This window comes from Polaribacter septentrionalilitoris (assembly GCF_009832745.1).
GTDB lineage: Bacteria > Bacteroidota > Bacteroidia > Flavobacteriales > Flavobacteriaceae > Polaribacter > Polaribacter septentrionalilitoris.
Map to the genome: position 1 here is coordinate 178,220 of NZ_VRMJ01000025.1, position 25,093 is coordinate 203,312.

The window sequence follows — 25,093 nt, forward strand, 5'->3', positions numbered from 1 at the left end:
GAATAATGAGTCAAGAAATAGAAGACAAACTTGATAAAATACCCATTGTATGCACATTGGTTCGTTTTGGAAAAAAAATTAAAATTCCAAGATTAGAAGGAATGTCTTTGTACGATGTTATAGAAATGTACATCATCGGTATTATAGAAGGTGCATTAACCACAAGAGCAGGAGGAATTGCCTACAGCTTTTTTATGGCTATTTTTCCGTTTTTACTTTTTGTGTTAACGTTAATTCCATTTGTCCCTATTGATGGCGCACAAGAAGGTTTATTATCTGTAATTGCAGATGTTTTGCCTCCAAAAACCTTTGATGCAGTCGATACTGTTTTGGTAGATATCATCAAAAATCAATATGGAGGATTGTTGTCTTTTGGTTTTATTGCGTCTATTTTTTTAATGACAAATGGCGTTAACTCAATTTTTGGCGGATTTGAATATTCTTATCATATAAAAGAAGTTAGAAATATATTTCGTTCTTATTTTATTGCAATGTTAGTATCAATAATAATAGTTTTTTTCTTGTTGATTACTGTTGTTTTGATTATATTTTTTGAATTAATCTTAAAAGATTTAGCTACTTTAGGTTGGTTAGAAGACAATTTAATTTGGTTACAGTTGGGTAGAGGATTGATCTTTATCACAATGATTTTTATCTCAGTTTCAATGTTATATCATTATGGAGTAAAAGAAGGGAAATATACTCGATTTTTTTCTCCAGGAGCTGTTTTCACTACAATTTTATCCATCTTAACATTCTACCTGTTTGGGTATTATGTAACCGAATTTGCCAAATACAATGAACTATATGGCTCTATTGGAACCTTATTAATCTTAATGTTATTCATTTGGTTGAATGCCATTATTTTATTGCTAGGTTTCGAATTAAATGCTTCTATTTACAGTTTGCGTAGACAAAATAAAACCTTTACAACACCTAAAAAATTATAAGTTTTTCACGATATTTGTCCGCTAAACGGAATTAGGTATTTCGCTCTTGTGAAGAAACCAATTCTAATGACTAAATACTAACGTCTAAAGACTAAGAATGAAACCAAGCATTCCTAAAGGAACAAGAGATTTTTCGCCAACAGAAGTAGCCAATCGTACCTACATAATGAATACGATTAAAATGGCTTTTGAAACCTTTGGATTTCAACCCATAGAAACACCAAGCTTTGAAAACTCATCTACCTTGATGGGAAAATATGGAGAAGAAGGAGATCGTTTGATTTTTAAGATTTTAAATTCTGGGGATTTTTATTTGAAACTAGTGATGGATGATGCTGTATTTATATATAAAATGCAGAAAATAGATAATTATTTAGAAAAAGTTTTTGATGCTATTCATGGAACAATTGAAGAAAATATAAAGATTAATTTAGATTATTTATCAAATGAAAATAAAATACGTTCATATTTTGATACAGAAAAAATATCTAAATTAATTTTCAGCATTAAAGAGATTAATTTCTCACAAGACTTTCCTCTTGAGTTAGAAGTTAGAAATAAAATAAAGAAAAGAATATTTTATAGGTTAGCAAATTCTTTTGCTTTAAATTCTAGGAATCATCTGTCTAAAATCTCAGAAAAAGCTTTGCGTTATGATTTAACTGTTCCTTTTGCAAGATACGTTGTACAACACCAAAATGAAATTACATTTCCTTTTAAACGTTATCAAATACAACCCGTTTGGAGAGCAGACAGACCACAAAAAGGTCGTTTTAGAGAATTTTATCAATGTGATGCAGATGTGGTTGGTAGCGATTCTTTGTGGCAAGAAGTTGAATTTGTACAATTGTACGATACTGTTTTTAGTAAGTTAGGTTTACAAGGAACGACTATAAAAATCAACAACAGAAAAATATTATCTGGTATCGCAGAAGTGATTGGTGCTCAAGACAAATTAATTGATTTTACAGTTGCTTTAGATAAACTAGATAAGATTGGTAAAGATGGTGTTGTCAAAGAAATGTTGGCCAAAGGAATCACAGAAGAAGCCATAGAAAAAGTTCAACCTTTATTCAGTTTTGATGGTTCTAACCTTGAGAAATTAACTTCTTTAGAGCATATGTTAGCAACATCAGAAGAAGGAAAAAGTGGAGTAGAAGAGTTGCGTTTTGTGATCAATTCTATTGCAGAATTAGGTTTAGAATCAGCGAATTTAGAAGTTGATGTAACTCTAGCAAGAGGCTTAAATTATTATACAGGAGCCATTTTTGAAGTGTCTGCTCCAAAAGGTGTAAAAATGGGTTCTATAGGTGGTGGTGGAAGATATGATGACTTAACAGGAATCTTTGGTTTAAAAGATGTTTCTGGAGTTGGAATCTCTTTTGGATTAGACAGAATTTATTTGGTGTTGGAAGAATTAGGATTGTTTCAATCTGTAGATTTACCAAAACCCAAAGTGTTGTTTTTAAATTTTGATGCAGCTACAGATATTGCGAAAATGAAGGCGATAACTGAATTGAGGAAAGAAGGAATAAAATCAGAAATGTATCCAGATTTGGCTGGTAGCAATAATCAGCAAAAAAAACAATGGAAATACGCAAACAATAGAGAAATAGAGTTTGTGGTTTCTAAAGTTGAAAACGATCGCTATTTGTTAAAAAATATGCTAAATTTTGAGCAAATAGAATGTTCTTTGGCTGAAATCATAGAGAAAGTAAAATAATTTAGAGGTAAAGACGTAAATTTGCACTTTAATTAGATTGAAATGTTTGAATTGAACACCAAAATGAATGACGAAAGAATAGAAGAAATAGGAGAAAACCATGTGGGTACTTCTGCAAAAACGCCTTTAAGAGAAGATGCGTTTGCTATTTCTGACCAAGAAAAAATTGACAGAATCCAAGAAAGTGTAAAAGATATCTTGCATACTTTAGGAATGGATTTGACAGATGATAGTTTACAAGGAACTCCAAAAAGAGTTGCAAAAGCCTTTGTAAATGAGATATTTATGGGCTTGAACCCTAAGAACATGCCAAAACCATCTACGTTTGACAATAATTACAATTATGGTGAAATGTTGGTAGAGAAAAACATTGTGGTGTATTCTACTTGCGAGCATCATTTACTACCAATTATTGGTCGTGCTCACGTTGCATATATTTCTGATGGAAAAGTAATTGGCTTGTCTAAAATGAACAGAATTGTGGAGTATTTTTCAAAAAGACCACAAGTTCAAGAGCGTTTAACAATGCAAGTTGTACAAGCGATGCAAGAAGCTTTAGGAACTCAAGATGTTGCTTGTGTAATTGATGCAAAACATTTATGTGTAAATTCTAGAGGAATAAAAGACATCGAAAGCTCAACTGTAACTGCAGAATTTGGGGGTAAATTTAAAGAAAAAGACACTAAAAGAGAATTTTTAGATTATCTAAAAATGGAAACTGATTTTGATTGATAATCATCAGAAAATTATTATAAAAAACTTCGTTTAGAAAATTTCTAAACGGAGTTTTTTACTTCATGTATGGTTATTGTATAGAAAAAAAATTGTTAAAAAACTTGTTAAAAAGCTTATTCAAAACTTTTAATTATACTGTATAGTTTTTATATGGGTGGATTTTAATCTCAGCACTTTTACTATGAATACATTTATAAACACATAATTGTATTAACCAAAAACTAGTAAAAATGAGTGAGCTATTAAAAAAACAAAAGTTAAAAATATTTTTAACTATATTCTTATTCTTCTTTAGTATCCATTTAATAAATGCAAGCAATAAAAATTATAATAATGATCAACCTTCTACAAATGCACCAACACCACCAGAGCGAAAAACATTAGATGTTATTTCAATCTTTAGTGATGCTTATGATAATATTACTGGTGCAAATTACAATCCAGATTGGCAACAAAGTGGACTCACTTATGCAAATACAGATTTTCAACCTTCAGGTTCTGGAAATTCAGTTTTAGCTTATACAAACTTTAACTATCAAGGAATTGAATTTAATTCAGTTCAAGATTTAACAGCAATGGAATATTTGCATTTAGATATTTGGACCGTTAATGGAGTTATTCCAAGTATAACTGTAATCAGTTCTGGTTTAGAGATTCCACATACACTCGAAAATAGTGATGGTCAATGGAAAAGTTTAGAAATTCCTGTAGCTGGTATTACAGGAGATATTACAAAAGCTATTCAACTTAAGTTTACTGGAGGAGATGGGGTTACAACCGACATTTATGTAGATAACATTTATTTTTATAAAAATGCGACAGCACAAGGAAAGGATGCAACCTTAAGCGCTTTAGAAATTGATGGAACCTCTGTTGAAGATTTTTCGCCAAACACAGAAACTTATTTAATGGCTTTACCAGGTGGTATAACACAAATACCTCAAATTACCTTAGCTACAACTACTGATGCTTCAGCTACAACCTTAATAACCCAAGGAACAACTATTCCTGGAGATGCTACTGTTTCAGTAACTTCTCAAGATGGTTCTAATACCAAGACATATACTGTTTCTTTTCATATTGGTGCTCCAAATATAAATGCACCAACACCACCAGCAAGAGAGTCATTAGATGTTATTTCAATTTTTAGTGATGCTTATGATAATATTAGTGGTGCCAATTACAATCCTTATTGGCAACAAATAGGGTATAATACAGCAAACTCAGATTTTCAACCAACAGGTTCTGGAAATGCAGTTTTGGCGTATCCAAACTTTAATTATCAAGGAATTGAATTTAATAAAAATCTGGATTTAACTTCTATGGAGTTTCTACATTTAGATATTTGGACCGTAAATGGTGTTGCACCTTATATAACTGTAATTAGTTCTGGAGCAGAAATTCCTCATGCAATTCCAAATGGTGATGGTCAATGGCAAAGTATTGAAATTCCTGTTGCAGGTATAACAGGTAATATTACAAAAGCAATTCAATTAAAATTTACAGGAGGAAATGGTTTTACTACAGAAATTTATATTGATAATATTTATTTCTATAAAAAACCAACGAGTACAGGAAAGGATGCTACTTTAAATAATTTACAAGTAGATGGTGCTCAAGTTGCAGGTTTTTCACCAAACTCCGAATCTTATTTAATGCCTTTGCCAGGTGGAAGCACCCAAGTGCCTCAAGTTACTTTGGCAACGACAACAGATGATTTAGCTTCAAGAGTTATTACCCAAGCAACCTCTATTCCTGGAGATGCGGCTATTGTGGTAACCTCTCAAGATCAAACAACGACTAAAACCTATAAAGTTTCCTTTTTTATAGAATCTCCACATGTTGATGCACCAACGCCACCCACTAGAAATGCATTAGATGTTATTTCAATCTTTAGTGATACTTATAGCAATATTTCTGGTGCAAATTACAATCCAGATTGGCAACAAGTTGGTTTTAATGAAGCAAATACTAATTTTCAGCCAACTGGCTCAGGAAATGCAGTACTAGCATACACAAATTTTACCTATCAAGGTATAGAATTGAATTCTGTACAAGACTTAACTGGTATGGAATTTTTGCATTTAGACATTTGGACAGTTAAAGAAGTAGTGCCAACTGTTGCAGTTTTAAGTTCTGGGGCAGAAATTGCGCATACAATTCCAAATGGAGATGGTCAATGGCAAAGCATAGATATTCCTATTGCTGGTATTACAGAAGATATTACAAGAGTAGCTCATTTGAAATTTGCAGGAGGTAATGGCGAACCAGGTGCTATTTATGTGGATAATATTTATTTCTATAAAAGCCCTACAGCAGCTGGGAAAGATGCAACTTTAAGTGCATTAAGAGTAGATGGTACTTTAATTGCTGGATTTAAACCAAATTCTGAATCATATAATATGCCTTTGATAGGAGGAACAACACAAGTACCTCAAGTTACTTTGGCAACTACTGCAGATGCTTCAGCAACAACAGTAATTACACAAGCATCTTCTATTCCTGGAAAGGCTACAGTTGTAGTAACCTCACAAGACGGAACTACAACTAAAACGTATACCATTTCTTATTTTATAGGAGCACCACATATAAATGCACCAATTCCACCAGCTCGTGAAAATTCTGATGTCATTTCAATTTTCAGTAATTCTTATACTAATATTTCTGGAGCAAATTATAATCCATATTGGGAACAAAGTGGTTATGATACTGCTAATATAGCATTTCAACCAACAGGTTCTGGCAATGAAGTACTCGCATATACAAATTTTAATCATCAAGGAATAGAGTTTAATTCCATTCAAGATGTATCAGCTATGGAGTATTTACACTTAGATGTTTGGACGGTTAATGGACTAGAGCCAAGTGTTGTTGTTTTGAGTTCTGGTGATGAAATTCCACATGCAATACTAAATGGAGATGGCAAATGGCAAAGTATTGACATTCCTGTTGCTGGTATCACAGAAGATGTTTCTAAAGCAATTCACATGAAATTCTTTGGAGGTGATGGATTTTCGAATCAAATTTATCTAGATAACATTTATTTTTGGAAAGCAGCATCACTTACAACTAAAGATTTTGAAACTTTTAAAGTTTCAGTTTATCCTAATCCAAGTCAGTATAATTGGACAATTAAAACAGATCGTAAAATATCATCCATACAAGTTTATAATCTGTTGGGTAAAAAAGTAGTATCAATTTCACCTGAATCTAATGAAACCGTTATTGATAGTTCGAATTTAAAAAGTGGGTTATATTTTGCTGAAATTAAAACAATTTCAGGTACACAATCCATTAAACTAATCAAAAAATAAGTCACTATGCATAAACTATTGATATTCTTTTTCTGTTTTTTTTCAATGTTTGCAATTGCACAAACTACTCAAGTAGGCAGTGGTAGCTATACCAATACTTATCCTGGAGCAGATAGTGCAGGTAGAAATGGTTTTCCATCAGGATCACCACAAATCACAGGCAATGCAGTTGGCAAACCAATTCCAACAAACGATTGGTGGTCTAAATTAATCAAAGAAAATCACGCAGATAATTTGTTCAATTATCCTATGACCATGAAAACAACAAATACAGGTTTAATTGTTACCTATATTCCTTGGGGTGTTATTGGAGACTCTGCACCAATAGAAGTAGGGTTAACAGGTTTGAATACTGATAAAACAACAGTTTCAGATTATTCAGATTGGACAGTAACTATGAATTGGAAAGATGGTGATAATGAGTTGAAAGCAACTTCAGGAATTGGGATGCCTTTTGTCTACTACGAAAAAGATGCAGATGATGTTGTTCAAATCAAAGTAAATTCAGGTTCAGCCTCAATCAACAACGAAATTTTAATCATAGAAAATGCTTCTAGTGGACAAGATTTTGTTTTTTATGCGCCATCTGGAAGCACTTGGTTACAATCAGGAAGTACGTATACATCAACTTTAAACGGAAAGACCTATTGGTCTATGGCAATGCTACCACAAAATACAGCCAATGTAGCAAGTGTAGCTCAAGCTATGCAAAAATATGCTTATGTTTTTCCTGTAAATACAACTACATCTTGGTCTTATAACGAAAGTAGTTCCAAAGTAACCACAACATTTTCAGTATCAACAGATATAAAAGAAGGTACAGAAGATAAAATGTTATTGGGCTTATTACCCCATCAATGGTACAATTTAGCACCGATTTCACCAGTGCCAAATGTGTATACTTATGGTTCTGTTCGAGGAGAATTAAAAATGCTTGCAGAAAATAGTTTTATTGTTGAAAATACATTTAAAGGTATTTTACCAACTATTCCTTATTTAGCAAATTATAGTAATGGTTTTAGTCCAGCTGATTTGGATGCTAAAATATCTCAAATCGAAAATGATGGTTTAGCAACTTGGACAGATTCTTACAATGAAGGTCAAGTAATGAATCGTTTGATACAAACTGCTAGAATAGCAAATCAAACTGGAAATATAGAGGCAAGAGATAAAATGATTGCTACTGTTAAAGAACGTTTAGAAGATTGGTTAACTTATGAATCTGGAGAAACAGCATTTCTATTTTATTACAATGATACTTGGTCTGCATTATTGGGTTATCCATCAGGTCATGGGCAAGACACTAATCTTAACGATCATCATTTTCATTGGGGATATTTTATTCATGCAGCAGCTTTTATGGAACAGTATGAACCAGGTTGGGCAACAAAATGGGGGCCAATGATTAACACTTTAATTAATGATGCAGCTTCTGCAGATAGAAATGACGATAAATTCCCTTTTTTAAGAAACTTTAGTCCTTATGCAGGGCATAGTTGGGCAAATGGTTTTGCAACTTTTCCTCAAGGAAATGACCAAGAATCTACTTCAGAAAGTATGCAATTTGCATCATCATTAATTCACTGGGGAACCATTACCAATAATAATGAAATTAGAGATTTAGGAATTTACATTTATACCACAGAACAAACTGCTATTGAAGAATATTGGTTTGATATGTACGAACGTAATTTTAGAGCAGAACAGCAATTTAGTTTGGTATCAAGAGTTTGGGGAAATTCTTATGATAATGGTACTTTTTGGACTGCAGATATTGCAGCTTCTTATGGTATAGAAATGTATCCAATTCACGGAGGTTCTTTTTATTTAGGGCATAATCAACAATATGCACAAAAATTATGGACAGAAATTTCACAAAACACTGGTGTTTTAAGTAAAGAAGATAATGATAATTTATGGCATGATACCTATTGGAAATATTTATCAATGGTAAACCCACAAGAAGCTGTAAATTTATACAACGCATACCCAGAGCGTAACCTAAAATTTGGTGTTTCTGATGCACAAACGTATCATTGGTTACATTCTGTAAATGCAATGGGAGTTGTTGATGCCACAATTACAGCAGATTATCCTATTGCTGGGGTATTTAAACAAAATGGAGAAACTACATATGTAGCACATAACTATTCTGATAATGAAATTGTAGTTACATTTTCTGACGGATTTCAATTAACAGTTCCTGCGCATCAAATGAAAACGAATAGAGATGTTGATGTTTCTGGAGTTTTAACTTCTGATTTTTCTCAGGCTTTTCCAAACGGAAGTGTTAATTTATCTGTAACAACTACTGGAAGTAACATCACAAAAATAGAATTTTTTGATGGAACTACTTCTATTGGAGAAGATACTACAGCACCATATCAATTAAAAGCAGAGAATCTAACGCTAGGTGTTCACGGTTTTTATGCAAAAGTATATGTGGATAGTCAGTTTAATGTAACCAACATTGTAGAAGTGCAAGTTGGTGAGCAAGTACCGTATTCAGGTACACCAATTGCACTACCTGGAACTTTAGAACCTGGTTTTTATGATAAATTTGAAGGTGGAAATGGACAAAATATTGCTTATGTAGATACTTCAGTAGGTAATAATGGAGATTTTAGAACTAGTGAAAATGTAGATGCAATTTTGGTTGATGGTGAAGGAGCAACTGTGGGTTGGTTAGCTTCTGGAGAATGGATGGAATACACAGTTGATGTTGCAACTGCTGGTAATTATGACTTAAGCTATAGATATGCTTCTGGTAACCAGAGTGGAGGAGGTCCTTTTTATTTTGAAGTTGATGGCAATAAAATTAGCCAAGATATTGCTGTGCCTTATTCTGGTGATTGGGATGTTTGGAAAACAGAAACTGTTTCTAATATTCAATTAACAAAAGGAAAAAATGTATTGCGATTATTTATAGAAAATGGCGAGTTTAATTTAGGTAAATTAACATTTGCATACAGCAGTGCGTTATCATTTACGCCTCCAGTAGCCATTGCAGGTGATAACATTTCTGTAATTTCACCAAATACATCAACTACTTTAGATGGATCTGCAAGTAATGATCCAGAAGGGCAAACCATCACTTATACCTGGACACAAGTTTATGGTCCTACAATTATAACTTTTGATGACAACAACATAGCATCACCAACTATTTCTAATTTAGTAGATGGTGTCTATAAGTGTAAGTTAACGGTTAGTGATGGTACCTACCAAGATACAGATGAAGTTTTGGTTATAGTATCAGCTTCAGGTAATTTAAGTCCTTCTATTTCAATTAATTCACCAAGCAATAATGCTGCTTTTAAAGAAGGGCAAGACATCACTTTTACTACAATCTCCAATGATTTAGATGGTAGTATTACTTTAGTAGAATTTTTTAACGGAAATAAAAAAATAGGAGAAACAACTGCATCACCATTTAATTTTACTTGGTCAGATGCTTCTTTAGGGAATCATCAAATTACAGCAGTTGCTACCGATAATTTGGGGGCAAAAACAACATCATCAGTAGTTAATATATCTGTAAACGAAGAAAAGAAATGTTCAGAAGTTTCATCAGAAGCACAACAAGGCGCATTTTCTCAAGGTTATAGAGTAACTTTTGAAACAATTGGAACTTCAGTAGAAATACAATTTGAATTGTTAGATACTGATAAGACTGGTGTAATTGCTTATTTATGGAAACAATCTCCATTTGTAGAAACTCAAATGAATCAAGAATCAGGTCTTGTTTTTAAAAGTACTATTGGCGGAGTTTCAGTTGGCGAAACCATAAGTTATGCTTGTAAATTTGCGTATGCAGGGGGGTTGTCTGCAACAAAATATTTTTCTTATCAAGTTGGCAGTAGTTGTACAGGTAGTTCATCAGATACAACTTCACCAGAAAATTTTACAGCAACAGTAGGCAATGTAACAGCAACTACTGTAGAAATTATGTTGAATGGTACAGACGATTCTGGCAAAGTGATTTACGAAATTGACTATAATGGTATTTCAGAATCGGTAAATGCAAACTCTGGTGAGCAAACCTTTTATACAGTTACAGGTTTATCTGCAGATACAGACTATACTTTTACTATAAAAGCGAAAGATTTATCTGGCAATGTTGCCACAAATAATCCTATTGTTTTAAATGCAAAAACTACAGAAAATACCAATACAGATTGTGCTGGTTTTGCAAGCGATGCTATAGAAGGAGCTTTTTCTTTAGGTTACAATTATGAGTTTACCACAAATGGTTCTAGTGTAACAATTAATTTTGAATTGTTAGATGCTGATAAGACAGGTGTGGTGGGCTATTTATGGAAACAATCTCCATTTGCTGAAACACAAATGAGTTTAGTTTCAGGTAAAAAATTTTCACAAACTATTAATGGTTTAACAAACGGAGAGACCATAAGTTATGCTTGTAAGTTTGCTTTTGCTGGTGGATTAGCAGTTACCAAATATTTATCTTATACTGTGGGTGATAATTGTGCATTAAGCACAGAAGATAATATTTTATCAAGTTCTGTTACTTTATACCCAAACCCTGTAAAAGATGTTTTATATATATCTTCTCCAATTAAAAAGATTACGAATGTAGAGATATATTCTTTATTAGGTAAAAAGCTCTTGAACTTTGATTCAGGTGCAGAAAAAATCAGTATTGATGACTTGTCAAGTGGATTGTATTTCATTAAAATTTATAGTGATAAAATAAGTTATACTACAAAGTTTCTTAAAGAGTAGGAAAGTTACCAACTTATAAAAAACTCCGTTTAGAATTTTTCTAAACGGAGTTTTTATTGTTTTAAACTGAATCTAGTTTCAGAATTGGTAATTAATTATTTACCAAAACCCATTCTCCTTTATCAATTAAAGGAATAGCTTGTTTATATTTTACCACTTTTTCTTCACCACTCATTACATTTTTAATGGTAACGCGTTCGTTTCTACCTATTTTTGGTTGTTCACGAACAATGGTTTCAACAGGTTCAGAAGATTGTTGTTTAGAATTCTGAATCGCTTGTTCAGTTGTGTTTTGAACATCAGCTTTACTCGTATTTAAACGCTCTCTTTTTTGTTGACGTGCTTCCGAAATTTGCGATGTGTCTTGGGCCGGTAATTCTCCTTTAAATAAGAAAGACAATACTTCTTTATTAATTTGATCTACTGTTTGTTTAAATAGCTCAAAAGCTTCAAACTTATAAATTAATAACGGATCTTTTTGCTCATAAGAAGCATTCTGAACAGACTGTTTTAAATCATCCATTTTACGTAAATGATCTTTCCAGTTTTCATCGATAATTGCTAAAGTGATATTTTTCTCAAAATCAGTAATTAAAGATTTTCCTTCAGATTCATAAGCTTCTTTTAAGTTGGTTACTACTTGTAGAGATTTAATTCCGTCTGTAAAAGGAACCACAATTCGTTCATATCTATCGCCTTCATTTTCATATACATCCTTAATTACAGGGTATGCTAATACAGCATTTCTTTCGATTTTGTTTTTGTAATGTTTAGTAACAAAATCGTATAATTTGTCTGTCAATTCTTTTTCTGATAAACTCTCAAAATCGGCTTCAGAGAAAGGAGAAGTCATTGAAGAAAAACGAATCAACTCAAACTCAAAATTTTGAAAATCTTTAGCAGCTTTGTTTGCATTGATGATAGATTCGCAAGTATCGTAAATCATATTTGCAATATCAACCTGTAAACGTTTTCCATCTAAAGCATGACGTCTTCTTTTGTAAACAAATTCACGTTGAGAGTTCATGATATCATCATATTCTAACAAACGTTTTCTGATACCAAAGTTGTTTTCTTCTACCTTCTTCTGAGCTCTTTCAATAGACTTAGTAATCATAGAATGCTGAATTACTTCACCTTCTTTTAAGCCCATTCTGTCCATCATTTTTGCAATTCTATCAGAACCAAACAAACGCATTAAGTTATCATCTAAAGCGACATAAAATTGTGATGAACCAACATCACCTTGACGTCCAGCACGACCTCTTAACTGTCTATCTACACGTCTTGAATCATGCCGTTCTGTACCAATGATGGCTAAACCACCAGCTTTTTTAACTTCGTCAGAAAGTTTAATATCTGTACCACGACCAGCCATATTGGTTGCAATAGTTACAACTCCAGGTTTACCAGCTTCAGCAACAACATCAGCTTCTTTTTTATGCAGTTTTGCATTTAAAATATTATGAGGAATTTTACGCATTTGTAACATTCTACCTAACAATTCTGAAATTTCTACAGAAGTTGTACCAACTAAAACAGGACGATTCTGATCGACTAATTTTACAATATCATCAATAACAGCATTGTATTTTTCACGAGCTGTTTTATAAACTAAATCTTCTTTATCATCTCTTTGGATGGGCTTATTTGTAGGAATTTCTACCACATCCAATTTGTAGATTTCCCATAATTCTCCAGCTTCTGTAATCGCGGTTCCAGTCATACCAGAAAGCTTACGATACATTCTAAAGTAATTCTGTAAAGTTACAGTTGCAAAAGTTTGAGTAGCATCTTCAATCTTAACATTTTCTTTTGCTTCAATGGCTTGATGTAATCCGTCTGAATAACGACGACCGTCCATAATACGACCAGTTTGTTCATCGACAATCATTACTTTATTTTCCATTACAACATATTCCACATCTTTTTCAAAAACAGTATATGCTTTCAATAATTGATTCATGGTATGAATACGTTCACTTTTTACACTGAAGTCTTTGTATAATTCTTCTTTTAATGCTGCTTTTTCTTCTTTAGAAGTATCAGAAGCATCAATTTCTCCTATTTTTACACCAATATCTGGTAAAACAAAGAAAGTATCATTATTTGTTTTTTCTGATAAATGTGCAATACCTTTATCAGTCAAATCAATTTGATTATTTTTTTCTTCAACAACAAACCATAAGTCTTCATCAACTTCTGGCATTAATTTGTTGTTGTCTTGCATATAATAATTCTCTGTTTTCTGCAAGATTTGCTTAACTCCTTCTTGAGATAAGAACTTGATTAATGCTTTATTTTTAGGTAAACCTCTATAAACTCTTAACAATAAGAAACCACCATCTTTATCATTACCTTCTGCAATTAGTTTTTTAGCTTCAGCCAAAACACCAACTAACTTTTGTTTTTGTAAGGTAACTAAATCAGAAACTAAAGGTTTTAGCTCGTTAAATTCGTGTCTGTCTCCTTGTGGAACAGGACCAGAGATGATTAGCGGAGTTCTAGCATCATCAATTAAAACAGAATCTACTTCATCAATAATGGCATAATTTGGAGCTCTTTGTACTAAATCGTCTTTAGAGCTAGCCATATTATCACGCAAATAATCGAAACCAAATTCGTTGTTTGTACCATAGGTGATATCTGCATTATAAGCTTTTCTACGAGCATCAGAATTGGGTTGATGGTAGTCTATACAATCTGTAGATAATCCATGAAATTCAAAAATAGGAGCCATCCACGCTTTATCACGTTTTGCTAAATAATCATTTACTGTTACTAGATGAACTCCATTTCCTGTTAAGGCATTCAAATACACAGGTAAAGTTGAAACTAAAGTTTTTCCTTCACCAGTCATCATTTCTGCCACTTTACCTTGATGTAATACAGAACCTCCAATTAATTGGACGTCATAATGCACCATATCCCAAGTAACAGGTTTTCCTGCAGCATCCCAAGAATTAGCCCAATATGCTTTATCATCTTCTAACATAATGTTTTCTCTATCTGCAGATAACTCTCTGTCAAAAGGTGTAGCAGTTACTTCAATTTCTTCATTCTCTACAAAACGTTTTGCAGTTTCTTTTACAACCGCAAACGCTTCAGGCATAATTGTTTCTAAAACTTCTTCAGAAATTTTGTATGCATCATCTTTTAAGGAGTCTATTTCTGTGTATATATCTTCTTGACGATCGATATCAGCAGTTTTTGCTTCTTCTTCTAAAGCTGCAATTTTATCATCAAACTCTTTTGTAGCTGCTTTAATTTTATCTTTAAACTCTTGTGTCTTTGCTCTTAATTGATCGTGTGAAAGTTTAGAAAATTCTATTTCAAATTTTTTAACGTCATCTACAACTGGCTGTAATCCTTTTAAATCTTTTTGTTGTTTGTCTCCAACAAAAAGTTTAATTACTGAATCTAAAATACTCATTTAATCATATGTTTTTCAGTTAGTTATGTAACTGTGTTTGTTTTATTAATATTCAAGTATAATCAACCTGAAAAATACTACTTTCTCGGTTAAAAGAAAACAAAAAAAAAGCCTCTTTAGAGACTTTTTATATTTTTATTGAGTTAGTATTCGTCCTCATTCCAAAGATAATCATCTTCGGTAGGATAATCTGGCCAAATCTCAATGATTGAGTCATATGCATCACCTTCGTCTTCAATATCTTGTAGATTTTCTACTACTTCTAAAGGAGCTCCAGTTCTAATAGCGTAATCTATTAACTCGTCTTTGGTTGCTGGCCAAGGTGCATCTGCTAAATAAGATGCTAATTCTAATGTCCAATACATTTCTTATCGTTTAATTTTGTGCAAAAATAATTTTTTTACGCAATTATGCAAGTCTTTTTTAAGAAATATACAATCAATAAAAAAAGAACTTACTATTGTTTTTCAGGAATCCACTTAATTTCCTCTACTGATAAGTCTTTAGACAACTTTCGTGCCAACGTAAAAAGGTAGTCAGAAAGTCGGTTTAAGTATTTTATGATGTCACCATTAATAGCTTCTTGGTCATTTAACTCAACAGCTAGACGTTCAGCACGTCTACAAACGCATCTTGCAACGTGACAGAATGACACTGCTTGATGTCCTCCAGGAAGAATAAAATGCGTCATTTGCGGAAGTTCTTCATCCATTTTATCGATTTCATTTTCTAGAAATTCAATAGAATTCAGGTTAACTTTTGGAATGTTGAGACGCTCTTTACCAGATTTTAAGGTTTCTTTTTCTGGAGGTGTTGCTAGCATAGCACCTAAAGTGAACAATTCATTTTGCACTTTTAGCAGAGAAACTTTAACTGTATCGTTAATTTCTTGGTCTTTGATAAGGCCTATGTATGAATTTAATTCATCTACTGTTCCGTAAGATTCTATCCGTAAATTGTATTTTTTTACTCTTGTTCCACCAAATAGCGCTGTTGTTCCTGAATCTCCAGTTTTTGTATATATTTTCATTTTAATGAGTTGCAAAGTTTTGAAGTAACAAAGTTACAAAGTAAATGTTCTAAGAAATTGTTAAACTCTTATCTTAAAATGTTCTTTAGCCTGTTCTTTTCTAAAAAAAACTATTCCAAAGTGAAAAACATCAACAGAAACAGTTATTCTAGGATGTTTTTTTATTTCGAACCAAGCTTCTTTCATTTCTGAACTCCAATAAATATCGTCAAATATCCAAAAGGAATCATTTTTAATGGCTGATAAACAATAATTAAAGTAGGTGAGTGTTGCTTTTTTTGTGTGATTTCCGTCAAAATAAATACAATTAAATGAATTGTTTTTGAGTACTTTTGGTATAGTTTGTTTAAAATCACCAACAATTACTTCAATGTTTTTAAAACCATTGTTTAGAAATAAGTCACTAGCAACTTTAGCAGTTTCAGGACAACCTTCTAGTGTTATTATTTCTGAATTTAGATTTCCAATTTTTAAAGCAGAAGTACCTAAACCAACAGATGTTCCTATTTCAAGAATATTTTTTGGTTTGAAATAATGAATAATTTTAATTAGTATTTTTGCTTTTATATTTGAAATTCCAGCAACTTTAGTGATTTTTGCAATTTGTCTATTATTAGTAGTAAACACTTTAGAACCTGAACCAAAATCAGTGACTTTTATATAGTTTTTATTGTCTAATAATTGTTGTTTTTTGTCTAAAAAATCGTTCCATTTAAGAGTGATATTTTTTTTATAAAAACATTTGGTAACTAAATCAAAAATAAAAGGAGAATGAACTCCATGTTCATTTGAAGATTTTAAGAGAAATTTTAAATATTCTTTGATCAATTGCTGTTTATTTAGGTAAAAAACGAAAATAAAATAAAATTATAGCAAATCACTTTTTAAAAGTATATTTGTGCAAATTCATGATTATTAAAATGAGAAATTACTGTTTTATTATACTTTGTGTATTATTTTTCTCCTCTTGTGTACCTTCTAAAGATTTAATTTACTTGCAAGGAAATCCTTCCCAAAAAAGTGAAATAAAGAGAATAAATAATACACCTTATAAATTACAAGTTGATGATATAATAAATATTGATATTAAATCTAGCGATGAAAAATTAGTGTCTATTTTTAAAAAAGAAAGTTCAAGTACAGTGAATTCAGGAGGAGGAGCTGGTCAAGGAGATACAGGTTATTTTAGCGGGTTTAGTGTAGATAATTATGGAAATATTAGAATACCTATTCTTGGAGAGATAAATGTATTAGGTTATACAACTGTTGAGGTTAGGAAAAAAATTGAAGAAAAATTAAAAAATTTTATTAAGTCGAAAGAAGCGCTTTTTGTTTCTGTGAAACTATCAGGAATACGATATACAATTATAGGAGAAATAAATAGTCCAGGTCCTAACATTATTACCCAAAATAGAGTTTCTATTATTGATGCTATTGCTAGTTCTGGCGATATAACAGATCTAGGAAATAGAAAAAATGTGGAAATAATTCGTAAAACTGTATCAGGAATAAAAAAGTATCGTATTGATTTAACTCAAATTGATGCATTTGATTCTGAAGTTTTTTATATTAAACCAAATGATATTATTAACGTAATGCCTTTAAAGCAAAAAGTTTGGGGTACTGGTACCACAGGTTTACAATCAATAACTACTTTGGTATCAATTTTTACATTAATAACATCTACTTTTATTTTAGCTAGAAATTTATAGTTATCATGGATAATAAACTAAAGTTAAATACAACTTCCAATCAGAATAATTTAGATGTTAAGTTATATCTGTTTAAAGTAATTGCTTATTGGAAACTTTTTTTAGTAACTATTATAATTTCTTTAATCGTTGCGAAGTTTACGAACGACTATAAACCCAAAAAATATAGTCTAAGTTCTATTATTTCTGTAAAAGAAGAAAATAACCCTCTTTTTTCTACAGGAACAAATATAGCATTTAATTGGGGAGGAGCCAGTGATGAGATTGAAACTGTTAAAGTAATTTTGAGATCTAGGTCTCACAACGAAAAAGTAGTTAGTAAACTTAAATTTTATATTAATTATTTAATTGAGGGCAAATACAGAATGGAAGATGTGTATGGTTATACACCTTTTGTAGTTGATCTTAATACTAAAAAACCTCAACTATATGGAAAACTTATCAAAATTGAAATTTTAGATAGTAATTCTTATAATTTATCTTTTGATTTTAATACATCAGGATCTAATCAGTTGATCAATTATGATACAAATACTTTTAGTACATTTTCTTCAAAAGAACTTACTTTTTCAAAAAAATATAAAGCAGGTGAGGTCATTAAAACACCTTTTTTAAACTTTTCTTTACAGAAAACAAAAGAGTTTAAAAAAGGAGCTATTTATTATATACGTTTCGCAAGTTTTGACGGTACAGTTGGTGGTTATCGCGGAGTTTCGGTAGGAACTTTAACCCAGGCAGCATCTTTAATTCAACTCTCTATGCAAGGGGCTAATAAAAACAGAATTGTAGATTATTTAAACGCTACAGTTAAGGTTTTAGAAGAGGATAAGCAAGAACAGAAAATATTATATGCTAAAAAGACAAAAGAATACATAGATGGTTTATTTGTAAAAGAACAAAACAGACTTGATTCTATAGAAGAACAACTTGGTGTTTATAAGCAAGAAAACAATATTTTTAATTTATCCTCAGAAGGAGATAAGGTATATGATGAAATATTAACACTAGATAATCAATATAAAGAAGTTTTAGAATTTAACGATTATTTAAACAATCTTAAAAACTATCTTCTAACTCATAATTCTTACACAGAAGGAGTTCCTGTACCTGCATTAATTAGAATACAAGATCCAAAAATATCTGAAGGGATTGCTGTTTTAATGGAAAAATCGATATTAAAAGAGAGATTAAAGAGTTCGGTAACAGAAAACTACCCACCTTACATAAAATTGGTAAATGAAATTAAGATTACTAAAAATACACTTTTAGAAAACATAAATAATTTAAGAAGTATTAATTCTAAAACTTTAAATAAATTAAAAAAAGAATTAAGAAAAGCGAATGTAGAATTAAAAAAATTACCTTCTAGAGAGCAAGGTTTATTAAAATATCAAAGAAATTTTGAGATCTCTGAAGCTAATTATAATTACTTAAAGCAGAAAAGCTATGAAGCTGGTACTGCAATAGCAGCCAATGTGTCTGATGTTAAAATAATTGATGAGGCTAAAGATTTGGGAGAAGGACCTATTTATCCAAAGCCACAATTCAATTATTTGTTAGGTTTTATGATTGGTGTTATTATTCCTTTATTTTATATTATTATCAGAGAACTATTAGATAATAAAGTTCATACAGCAGAAGAAATTCAGAATAATTATGCCATACCCGTTTTAGGAGTGGTAGGTCGTAACCAAGGTAAAAATAACTTAGCAGTTTTTGAAAGACCTAAATCCTCTGTTTCAGAATCATTTAGAGCACTAAGATCTAATATCCAGTTTTTATTTAAAAATGCTCAAAAAGACGAATCTAAAACACTTGTTTTAACATCTTCTGTAAGTGGTGAGGGAAAAACCATGATTTCTATTAACATGGCAACTGTTTTTGCTTTAAGTGGAAAGAAAACTGTTTTAATAGGTTTGGATTTAAGGAAGCCAAAAATTTATGATGATTTTGATTTGAATAATGATATTGGGGTAGTAAATCATTTAATTAATCAGAAAACTTTGGATGAGATTATTATACCAACAAAAATACCAAATTTAGATGTTATTCTTTCAGGTCCAATTCCTCCAAATCCATCAGAACTTTTGCTGAATGAAACAGCAGATAATATGATAAAAAGTTTGAAAGAAAAATACGATTATGTTATCATTGATACACCACCTGTTGGTCTAGTTTCAGATGCTTTAGAGTTATTTAAGTATGGAGATGCTATTGTATACGTTATTCGTCAGAATTACTCAGAAAGAGGGATGATGAAGATGATTGATGATAAATACAAAAATAAAGAAGTCACAAACATAAGTTATGTATTAAACGATTTTTCTATCAAGAATAAATATGGTTATGGATACGGTTATGGCTATGGATACGGTTATGGATACGGCTATGGCTATGGTAAATATGGTTATGGATATCATGAAAATGAAGAGTCTGAAGGCTTTATTAGAAAAATAATAAACTTTTTTATTCCTAAAAAATAATAAACTTTGGTTTTACCTAAAAACGAATACGTGCCATATTTTGAACAATATATAAAATTGGTCACAAACAATTTGTCAATTATTGAAAACTTAGAAACTGCTCAAAAAGAGTTTGATAATTTATTGAGAAATTTACCCGAAAAAAAGCATGACTTTGCATATGGTGAAGGAAAATGGACAATGAAAGAGTTAATTCAGCATATTATAGACACAGAGCGTGTTTTTTGCTACAGAGCTTTATGTTTTGCAAGAAATGATAAAACAGAGTTACCAGGTTTTGATCAAGATATATTTGTTGATAATGACAATGCAAATGATAGAGATTATTTCGATTTGTTAGCTGAAATGCAAACTTTAAGAACATCTACCATACAATTATATAAAAGTTTTTCTGATGAAGCTTTGTTAAGAATTGGAATTGCGTCAGGAAATGAAATCTCTGTAAGAGCCTTAGGTTTTTTGTTTTCAGGACATCAAATACATCACCTAAATATAGTTAGAGAAAGATATTTATAAAAAAAAAATCCGAAGCTTTAAACTACGGATTTTTTTATTGTATGATAATTTTTTTTAATTTACTTCAAACCACCAGTCATATCTTCTGGTTTTACCCATTCATCATATTCTTCTGGAGTCACATATCCTAAATTAACAGCTTCCTCTTTTAAAGTTGTGCCATTTTGGTGAGCTGTGTTTGCAATTTCTGCAGCTTTGTAATACCCAATTTTAGTGTTTAAAGCAGTAACTAACATTAGTGAGTTATTAACTAATTCAGTAATTCTAGAATGATTTGGTTCAATACCAGCTGCACAATTTTCATCAAAAGATCTACAAGCATCACCAATTAATTGCGCAGATTGTAACACATTTGCAGCCATTACTGGTTTAAAAACATTTAATTCATAATGACCTTGAGTACCTGCAACAGTAACAGCAACGTCATTACCCATAACTTGCGCACAAACCATTGTCATTGCTTCGCACTGTGTAGGATTTACTTTTCCAGGCATAATTGAAGAACCTGGTTCGTTTGCAGGTATAATAATTTCACCAATTCCAGATCTAGGACCAGAAGCCATTAATCTAATATCATTTGCAATTTTATTTAACGAAACAGCTATTTGTTTTAAAGCACCATGAGTTTCTACTAAAGCATCATGAGCCGCTAAAGCTTCAAATTTATTTTCTGCAGTTACAAAAGGCATTCCTGTAAATTCTGCAATATATTTTGCAACCAAAACATCATAACCAGCAGGTGTGTTTAAACCTGTACCTACAGCTGTTCCTCCTAACGCTAATTGAGATAAATGTTCTAATGTGTTTTTTAAAGCTTTAATTCCGAAGTTTAATTGTGCAACATAACCAGAAAACTCTTGACCTAGGGTTAGTGGAGTAGCATCCATTAAATGCGTACGTCCAATTTTTACAACATCCGCAAAAGCTTCAGATTTTGCTTGTAAAGTATTTCTTAATTGCTCAATACCTGGAAGGGTATTTTCTACAATTTTTTTGTAAGCAGCAATATGCATTCCTGTTGGAAAAGTATCATTTGATGATTGTGATTTATTTACATCATCATTTGGTTGAATGGTTTTTTCTCCTTCACCAATTACTTTACCTGCAATTTCGTGAGCTCTGTTTGCAATTACCTCATTTACATTCATATTAGATTGCGTGCCAGAACCTGTTTGCCAAATTACAAGTGGAAACTGATCATCGTGTTTGCCTTCTAAAATTTCATCACAAACTTGTCCAATTAAATCTCTTTTTTCAGTTGCTAAAACACCTAACTCAGCATTTGTATAAGCAGCAGCTTTTTTAAGATATGCAAAACCATAAACAATTTCTAATGGCATTGACGCGGGTGCACCAATTTTAAAGTTGTTGCGAGAACGCTCTGTTTGTGCTCCCCAATATTTATCTGCAGGAACATTTACTTGTCCCATAGTGTCTTTTTCGATTCTGTATTTCATAATTTGTATGTAAATTTTTGATCAAGCAAAATTACAAAAAAGTATTAGCATCAATCATTGATAAATATCATTTATTCATGAAAAAAATCTTTTTTAGATGCCTAATTTTTGAAAATAAGTATTATTTTTGCATTATTAATTTTTACAATACAAACAAATGTTAGATTTTTCAGAATTTTCAGGATTAGTTTTATTCATGTTTATTTTTACAGCTGGTTTTTGGTTGTTAATTTTCTTATTAACATTTGTAGTTCCTTATTGGATTGGTGGAACAATTTGGGAAAACATGAAATTAAAGAAAGAAGCTAGAAAAGCTGCAGAAGGTAAGTAATTTTACTTTTTTAAAATATATTAAAAAACTCGTAATGCTTATGCTTTACGAGTTTTTTTTATGATTAAGAAATTTGCCTTAGGGATTGAAATGGAAATCCTTTTGCGAAGCATGAGCAAAAGATTGGAATGTAAAGCCCGCTTGAACGCCCAGAAAATTATCCTTCAAACTCTTCACCACCACCATCATAATCTCTATTGCCTCGTTCTCTTTTTTTCTTTTGATTAAAACGATATACAAAGCTAACTCTTATTTGACGCTCTCTCCATTGAAATTCACTGTATTGTTCTGAAAAATCTGGTATTATTGTTGTTCGTTCACTTCTACGTCCATTAAAAACATCGCTAATATTTAAACTTAAAGAAGCTTTTTCATTAAAAAAATCTTTACTAGCTGCAATGTTCATTGTAAAAATTCCATTTCTTTGAGATATGGCACTTTGAGATGCACCTCTGTAATTAGAGTTGATTTGTAAATCAGTTTTCCCTGGAAGTGTTATTTTTTGATTTAAACGTAAGGAAAATGCTGTATTTTGAAAATCAAAATTTTGAGTTTTATTAGTAACAGGGTTTGTGTAGTCTCCATCTGTAGTAACATTAAATAAATTAAAATCACTGTTGATGTTCCAAACTTTAAAAGGTCTATAGTTTAACGTAAATTCAAAACCTACTCTTTCTTCTGTTGATAAGTTTACCGGAAATCTTCTTGTAATTGGATCACCATTATCTGTGGTTTCTCCTGTATCTTCTTGAATTCTTTCCCAACTATCATTACTTATATTATAATAAATTGAAGTACTTAACGTAAATTTTTCCCATCGTTTTAAATATCCTAAATCAACAGCATCAGTAAATACCGGATTCAAATCTACATTACCTGTATAAATATTTGCTTCACTAGATCTACTAGGAAAAGGGTTTAAGCTTCTTCCTCTAGGTCTTCGAACTCTTCTGTTATATCCTAAAGTCATATTTTCGCCATCTTTAAATTCAAAACCTAAATTTAAAGTAGGAAATAAATTGCCATAAGTACTCTTTTTAGGAACGCTAACATTAGCTTGATCAATTTCTACAGATGTATATTCATAACGTAAACCAGCTAAAAGAGATATGTTATTAAATTTCTGACCATATTGAAAGTAGGCTGCGTTTACAAATTCTTTATAATTGAAGTTATTGTCTAAAAGGACTTCAGTAGGTACATTATTTTTAAAATCTGTTTGTTCTAAAAAGAAACTATTAAAAATGTCTCTGTAATTTCCTCTATAACCTGCTTCATACTGAATATTCTCTCCAACTGGATGTACATAATCAATTTGTAGTAAAGCTCTATCTTCATTTTGACTTTCGATAACTTCTTCAATTTCATCAGTAAAATCGGCTATAACATCAATCTCAGGTATAAAGTTTATTTTATCTTCTACTTCTGTCGAGTACTGTAAGTTTACAGATAATCTTTTTCCAGAATCATCAAAAGTATTCACATAATCTAAGGTGTACTGTATTCTTTCTTCATCTTCTGATTCGTCTTCTGTTCTTTTAGTAGCTTGTTTTATGTTTCCATTAGGTTCAAATCTATCAATAACATTTGTATTTACATCATCATCATTACCACCGTTAAAAATTATATTACCAATAATACTAGAATTTTTTGTTAGGTAATATTCAGCACCAAAGCTTGTAAATATTGACCTTCCTAATCTATCAAATTTTCTTGTTTCTATAATTCTATTTATATTTTCTGAAGTTGGATTAACATATTTTGTGTCGTAATAAGAGTTACCTGGAGTTTCATTATATCTAAAACCTGTGTTTGTAAAGAGGTTCCATTTTTTTGTTCTCCAATTCGCATTAAATGCTGTACCAACTCTAGCAGGATATCCTAAATCTAATTGAAGAGAGCCGTTAAAACCAGTTAGTTTGTTTTTTCTTAATATGATATTTAAAATACCAGCTGTACCTTCTGCATCATATCTTGCTGAAGGAGAGGTAATAACCTCTACTTTCTCAATAGCTTCTGCTGGGATTTGTCGTAAAGCCTCAGCACCATTCATGCCAACTAAAGCACTTGGTCTACCATCAATTAAAATAGTTACATTATCATTACCACGCAAACTTACAGCACCTTCAACATCAACTTGAACAGAGGGTACATTACCTAGCACATCACTAGCATTTCCTCCTCTAATAGATAAATCTTTACCAATATTAAACACCTTTTTATCTAAACGAATGTCTACAGTTGTTTTTTCGGCAACAATTACCACTTCATCTAAAGAACTTGTATCTTCAGATAACTTGATGGTTCCTAAATTTAAATTTTTTGAAATTACCTGTTTTGGATATTTTTTAGATACAAATGAAATGAATTCAATACTAATTTCGTAAGTTCCTTTTGATGTTTTTATATCAAATTCTCCTTTTTCATCAGTAATGCCTCCAGAGATTTTTTGAGTGTTCGAATTTTTTAAAACTATAGTTGCATACTCTAAAGCTTGATTCGTTTTTGCATCAACCACTTTTCCTGAAATTGATACTTCATTCGATGTTTTTTCTTTTTGTGCAACTACTGATGTTACAAATAAAATTGATAAAAATAAAATTGTAATTTTTTTAGTCAAAATTTGTTGGTTTTTTATTGAGACTACAAATTTCTGTTTAAAT

15 protein-coding genes are annotated in these 25,093 nt (G+C 31.2%); 9 read left to right on the top strand and 6 right to left on the bottom strand.

Annotated features, from left to right (window positions below):
- The first annotated feature begins 5 nt into the window (after positions 1 to 5).
- The 5 genes from FP421_RS05365 to FP421_RS05385 all read left to right on the top strand — a co-directional run bounded on the left by FP421_RS05365 (position 6) and on the right by FP421_RS05385 (position 11,468).
- Positions 6 to 950, top strand: coding sequence for a YihY/virulence factor BrkB family protein (locus FP421_RS05365; RefSeq protein WP_159948337.1), 945 nt, complete (start codon positions 6 to 8; stop codon positions 948 to 950).
- 97 nt (positions 951 to 1,047) lie between these two features.
- The gene (hisS, locus tag FP421_RS05370) at positions 1,048 to 2,673 is read left to right on the top strand and encodes a histidine--tRNA ligase (RefSeq protein ID WP_159948339.1); all 1,626 of its coding nucleotides are present in this window, start codon (positions 1,048 to 1,050) and stop codon (positions 2,671 to 2,673) included.
- Between the two features lie 42 nt (positions 2,674 to 2,715).
- Positions 2,716 to 3,405 (top strand): GTP cyclohydrolase I FolE, encoded by a 690-nt coding sequence (folE, locus tag FP421_RS05375; protein ID WP_159948341.1) that lies wholly within the window; start codon positions 2,716 to 2,718, stop codon positions 3,403 to 3,405.
- A 233-nt stretch (positions 3,406 to 3,638) separates the two neighbouring features.
- Positions 3,639 to 6,722 (top strand): T9SS type A sorting domain-containing protein, encoded by a 3,084-nt coding sequence (locus FP421_RS05380; RefSeq protein ID WP_159948343.1) that lies wholly within the window; start codon positions 3,639 to 3,641, stop codon positions 6,720 to 6,722.
- 6 nt (positions 6,723 to 6,728) lie between these two features.
- A complete protein-coding gene (locus FP421_RS05385) occupies positions 6,729 to 11,468 on the top strand; it encodes a glycosyl hydrolase (RefSeq protein ID WP_159948345.1) in 4,740 nt (1,579 codons plus the stop codon).
- 91 nt (positions 11,469 to 11,559) lie between these two features.
- On the opposite strand, the gene secA is transcribed toward FP421_RS05385, so the two are convergent.
- The 4 genes from secA to FP421_RS05405 all read right to left on the bottom strand — a co-directional run bounded on the left by secA (position 11,560) and on the right by FP421_RS05405 (position 16,759).
- Positions 11,560 to 14,901, bottom strand: coding sequence for a preprotein translocase subunit SecA (gene secA / locus FP421_RS05390; RefSeq protein WP_159948347.1), 3,342 nt, complete (start codon positions 14,899 to 14,901; stop codon positions 11,560 to 11,562).
- A gap of 143 nt (positions 14,902 to 15,044) precedes the next feature.
- The gene (locus FP421_RS05395) at positions 15,045 to 15,266 is read right to left on the bottom strand and encodes a DUF2795 domain-containing protein (protein ID WP_015479930.1); all 222 of its coding nucleotides are present in this window, start codon (positions 15,264 to 15,266) and stop codon (positions 15,045 to 15,047) included.
- A 92-nt stretch (positions 15,267 to 15,358) separates the two neighbouring features.
- Positions 15,359 to 15,931, bottom strand: coding sequence for a cob(I)yrinic acid a,c-diamide adenosyltransferase (locus tag FP421_RS05400; RefSeq protein WP_159948349.1), 573 nt, complete (start codon positions 15,929 to 15,931; stop codon positions 15,359 to 15,361).
- Positions 15,932 to 15,991: 60 nt separating this feature from the next.
- Complete coding sequence (locus tag FP421_RS05405) at positions 15,992 to 16,759, bottom strand: O-methyltransferase (protein WP_159948351.1); 768 nt, start codon at positions 16,757 to 16,759, stop codon at positions 15,992 to 15,994.
- 92 nt (positions 16,760 to 16,851) lie between these two features.
- On the opposite strand from FP421_RS05405, the gene FP421_RS05410 reads away from it, so the two are divergent.
- The 3 genes from FP421_RS05410 to FP421_RS05420 are packed head-to-tail and all read left to right on the top strand — an operon-like array spanning position 16,852 to position 20,642.
- The gene (locus FP421_RS05410) at positions 16,852 to 17,643 is read left to right on the top strand and encodes a polysaccharide biosynthesis/export family protein (RefSeq protein WP_159948353.1); all 792 of its coding nucleotides are present in this window, start codon (positions 16,852 to 16,854) and stop codon (positions 17,641 to 17,643) included.
- A gap of 5 nt (positions 17,644 to 17,648) precedes the next feature.
- Positions 17,649 to 20,126, top strand: a complete 2,478-nt coding sequence (locus FP421_RS15100; protein WP_201288799.1) for a GumC family protein — start codon at positions 17,649 to 17,651, stop codon at positions 20,124 to 20,126.
- Between the two features lie 30 nt (positions 20,127 to 20,156).
- Entirely contained in the window at positions 20,157 to 20,642 is a 486-nt protein-coding gene (locus FP421_RS05420) for a DinB family protein (protein WP_236548044.1), read from the top strand.
- 59 nt (positions 20,643 to 20,701) lie between these two features.
- On the opposite strand, the gene fumC is transcribed toward FP421_RS05420, so the two are convergent.
- The gene (gene fumC / locus FP421_RS05425; protein WP_159948357.1) at positions 20,702 to 22,099 is read right to left on the bottom strand and encodes a class II fumarate hydratase; all 1,398 of its coding nucleotides are present in this window, start codon (positions 22,097 to 22,099) and stop codon (positions 20,702 to 20,704) included.
- A gap of 157 nt (positions 22,100 to 22,256) precedes the next feature.
- Here fumC and FP421_RS15105 point away from each other — a divergent pair, with 157 nt between their 5' ends.
- Positions 22,257 to 22,430, top strand: coding sequence for a hypothetical protein (locus tag FP421_RS15105; protein ID WP_036821348.1), 174 nt, complete (start codon positions 22,257 to 22,259; stop codon positions 22,428 to 22,430).
- 157 nt (positions 22,431 to 22,587) lie between these two features.
- On the opposite strand, the gene FP421_RS05430 is transcribed toward FP421_RS15105, so the two are convergent.
- Positions 22,588 to 25,050 carry an outer membrane beta-barrel family protein gene (locus FP421_RS05430; RefSeq protein WP_201288800.1) on the bottom strand — a complete coding sequence of 821 codons (2,463 nt, stop codon included), beginning with the start codon at positions 25,048 to 25,050 and terminating at the stop codon, positions 22,588 to 22,590.
- Positions 25,051 to 25,093 lie beyond the last annotated feature (43 nt).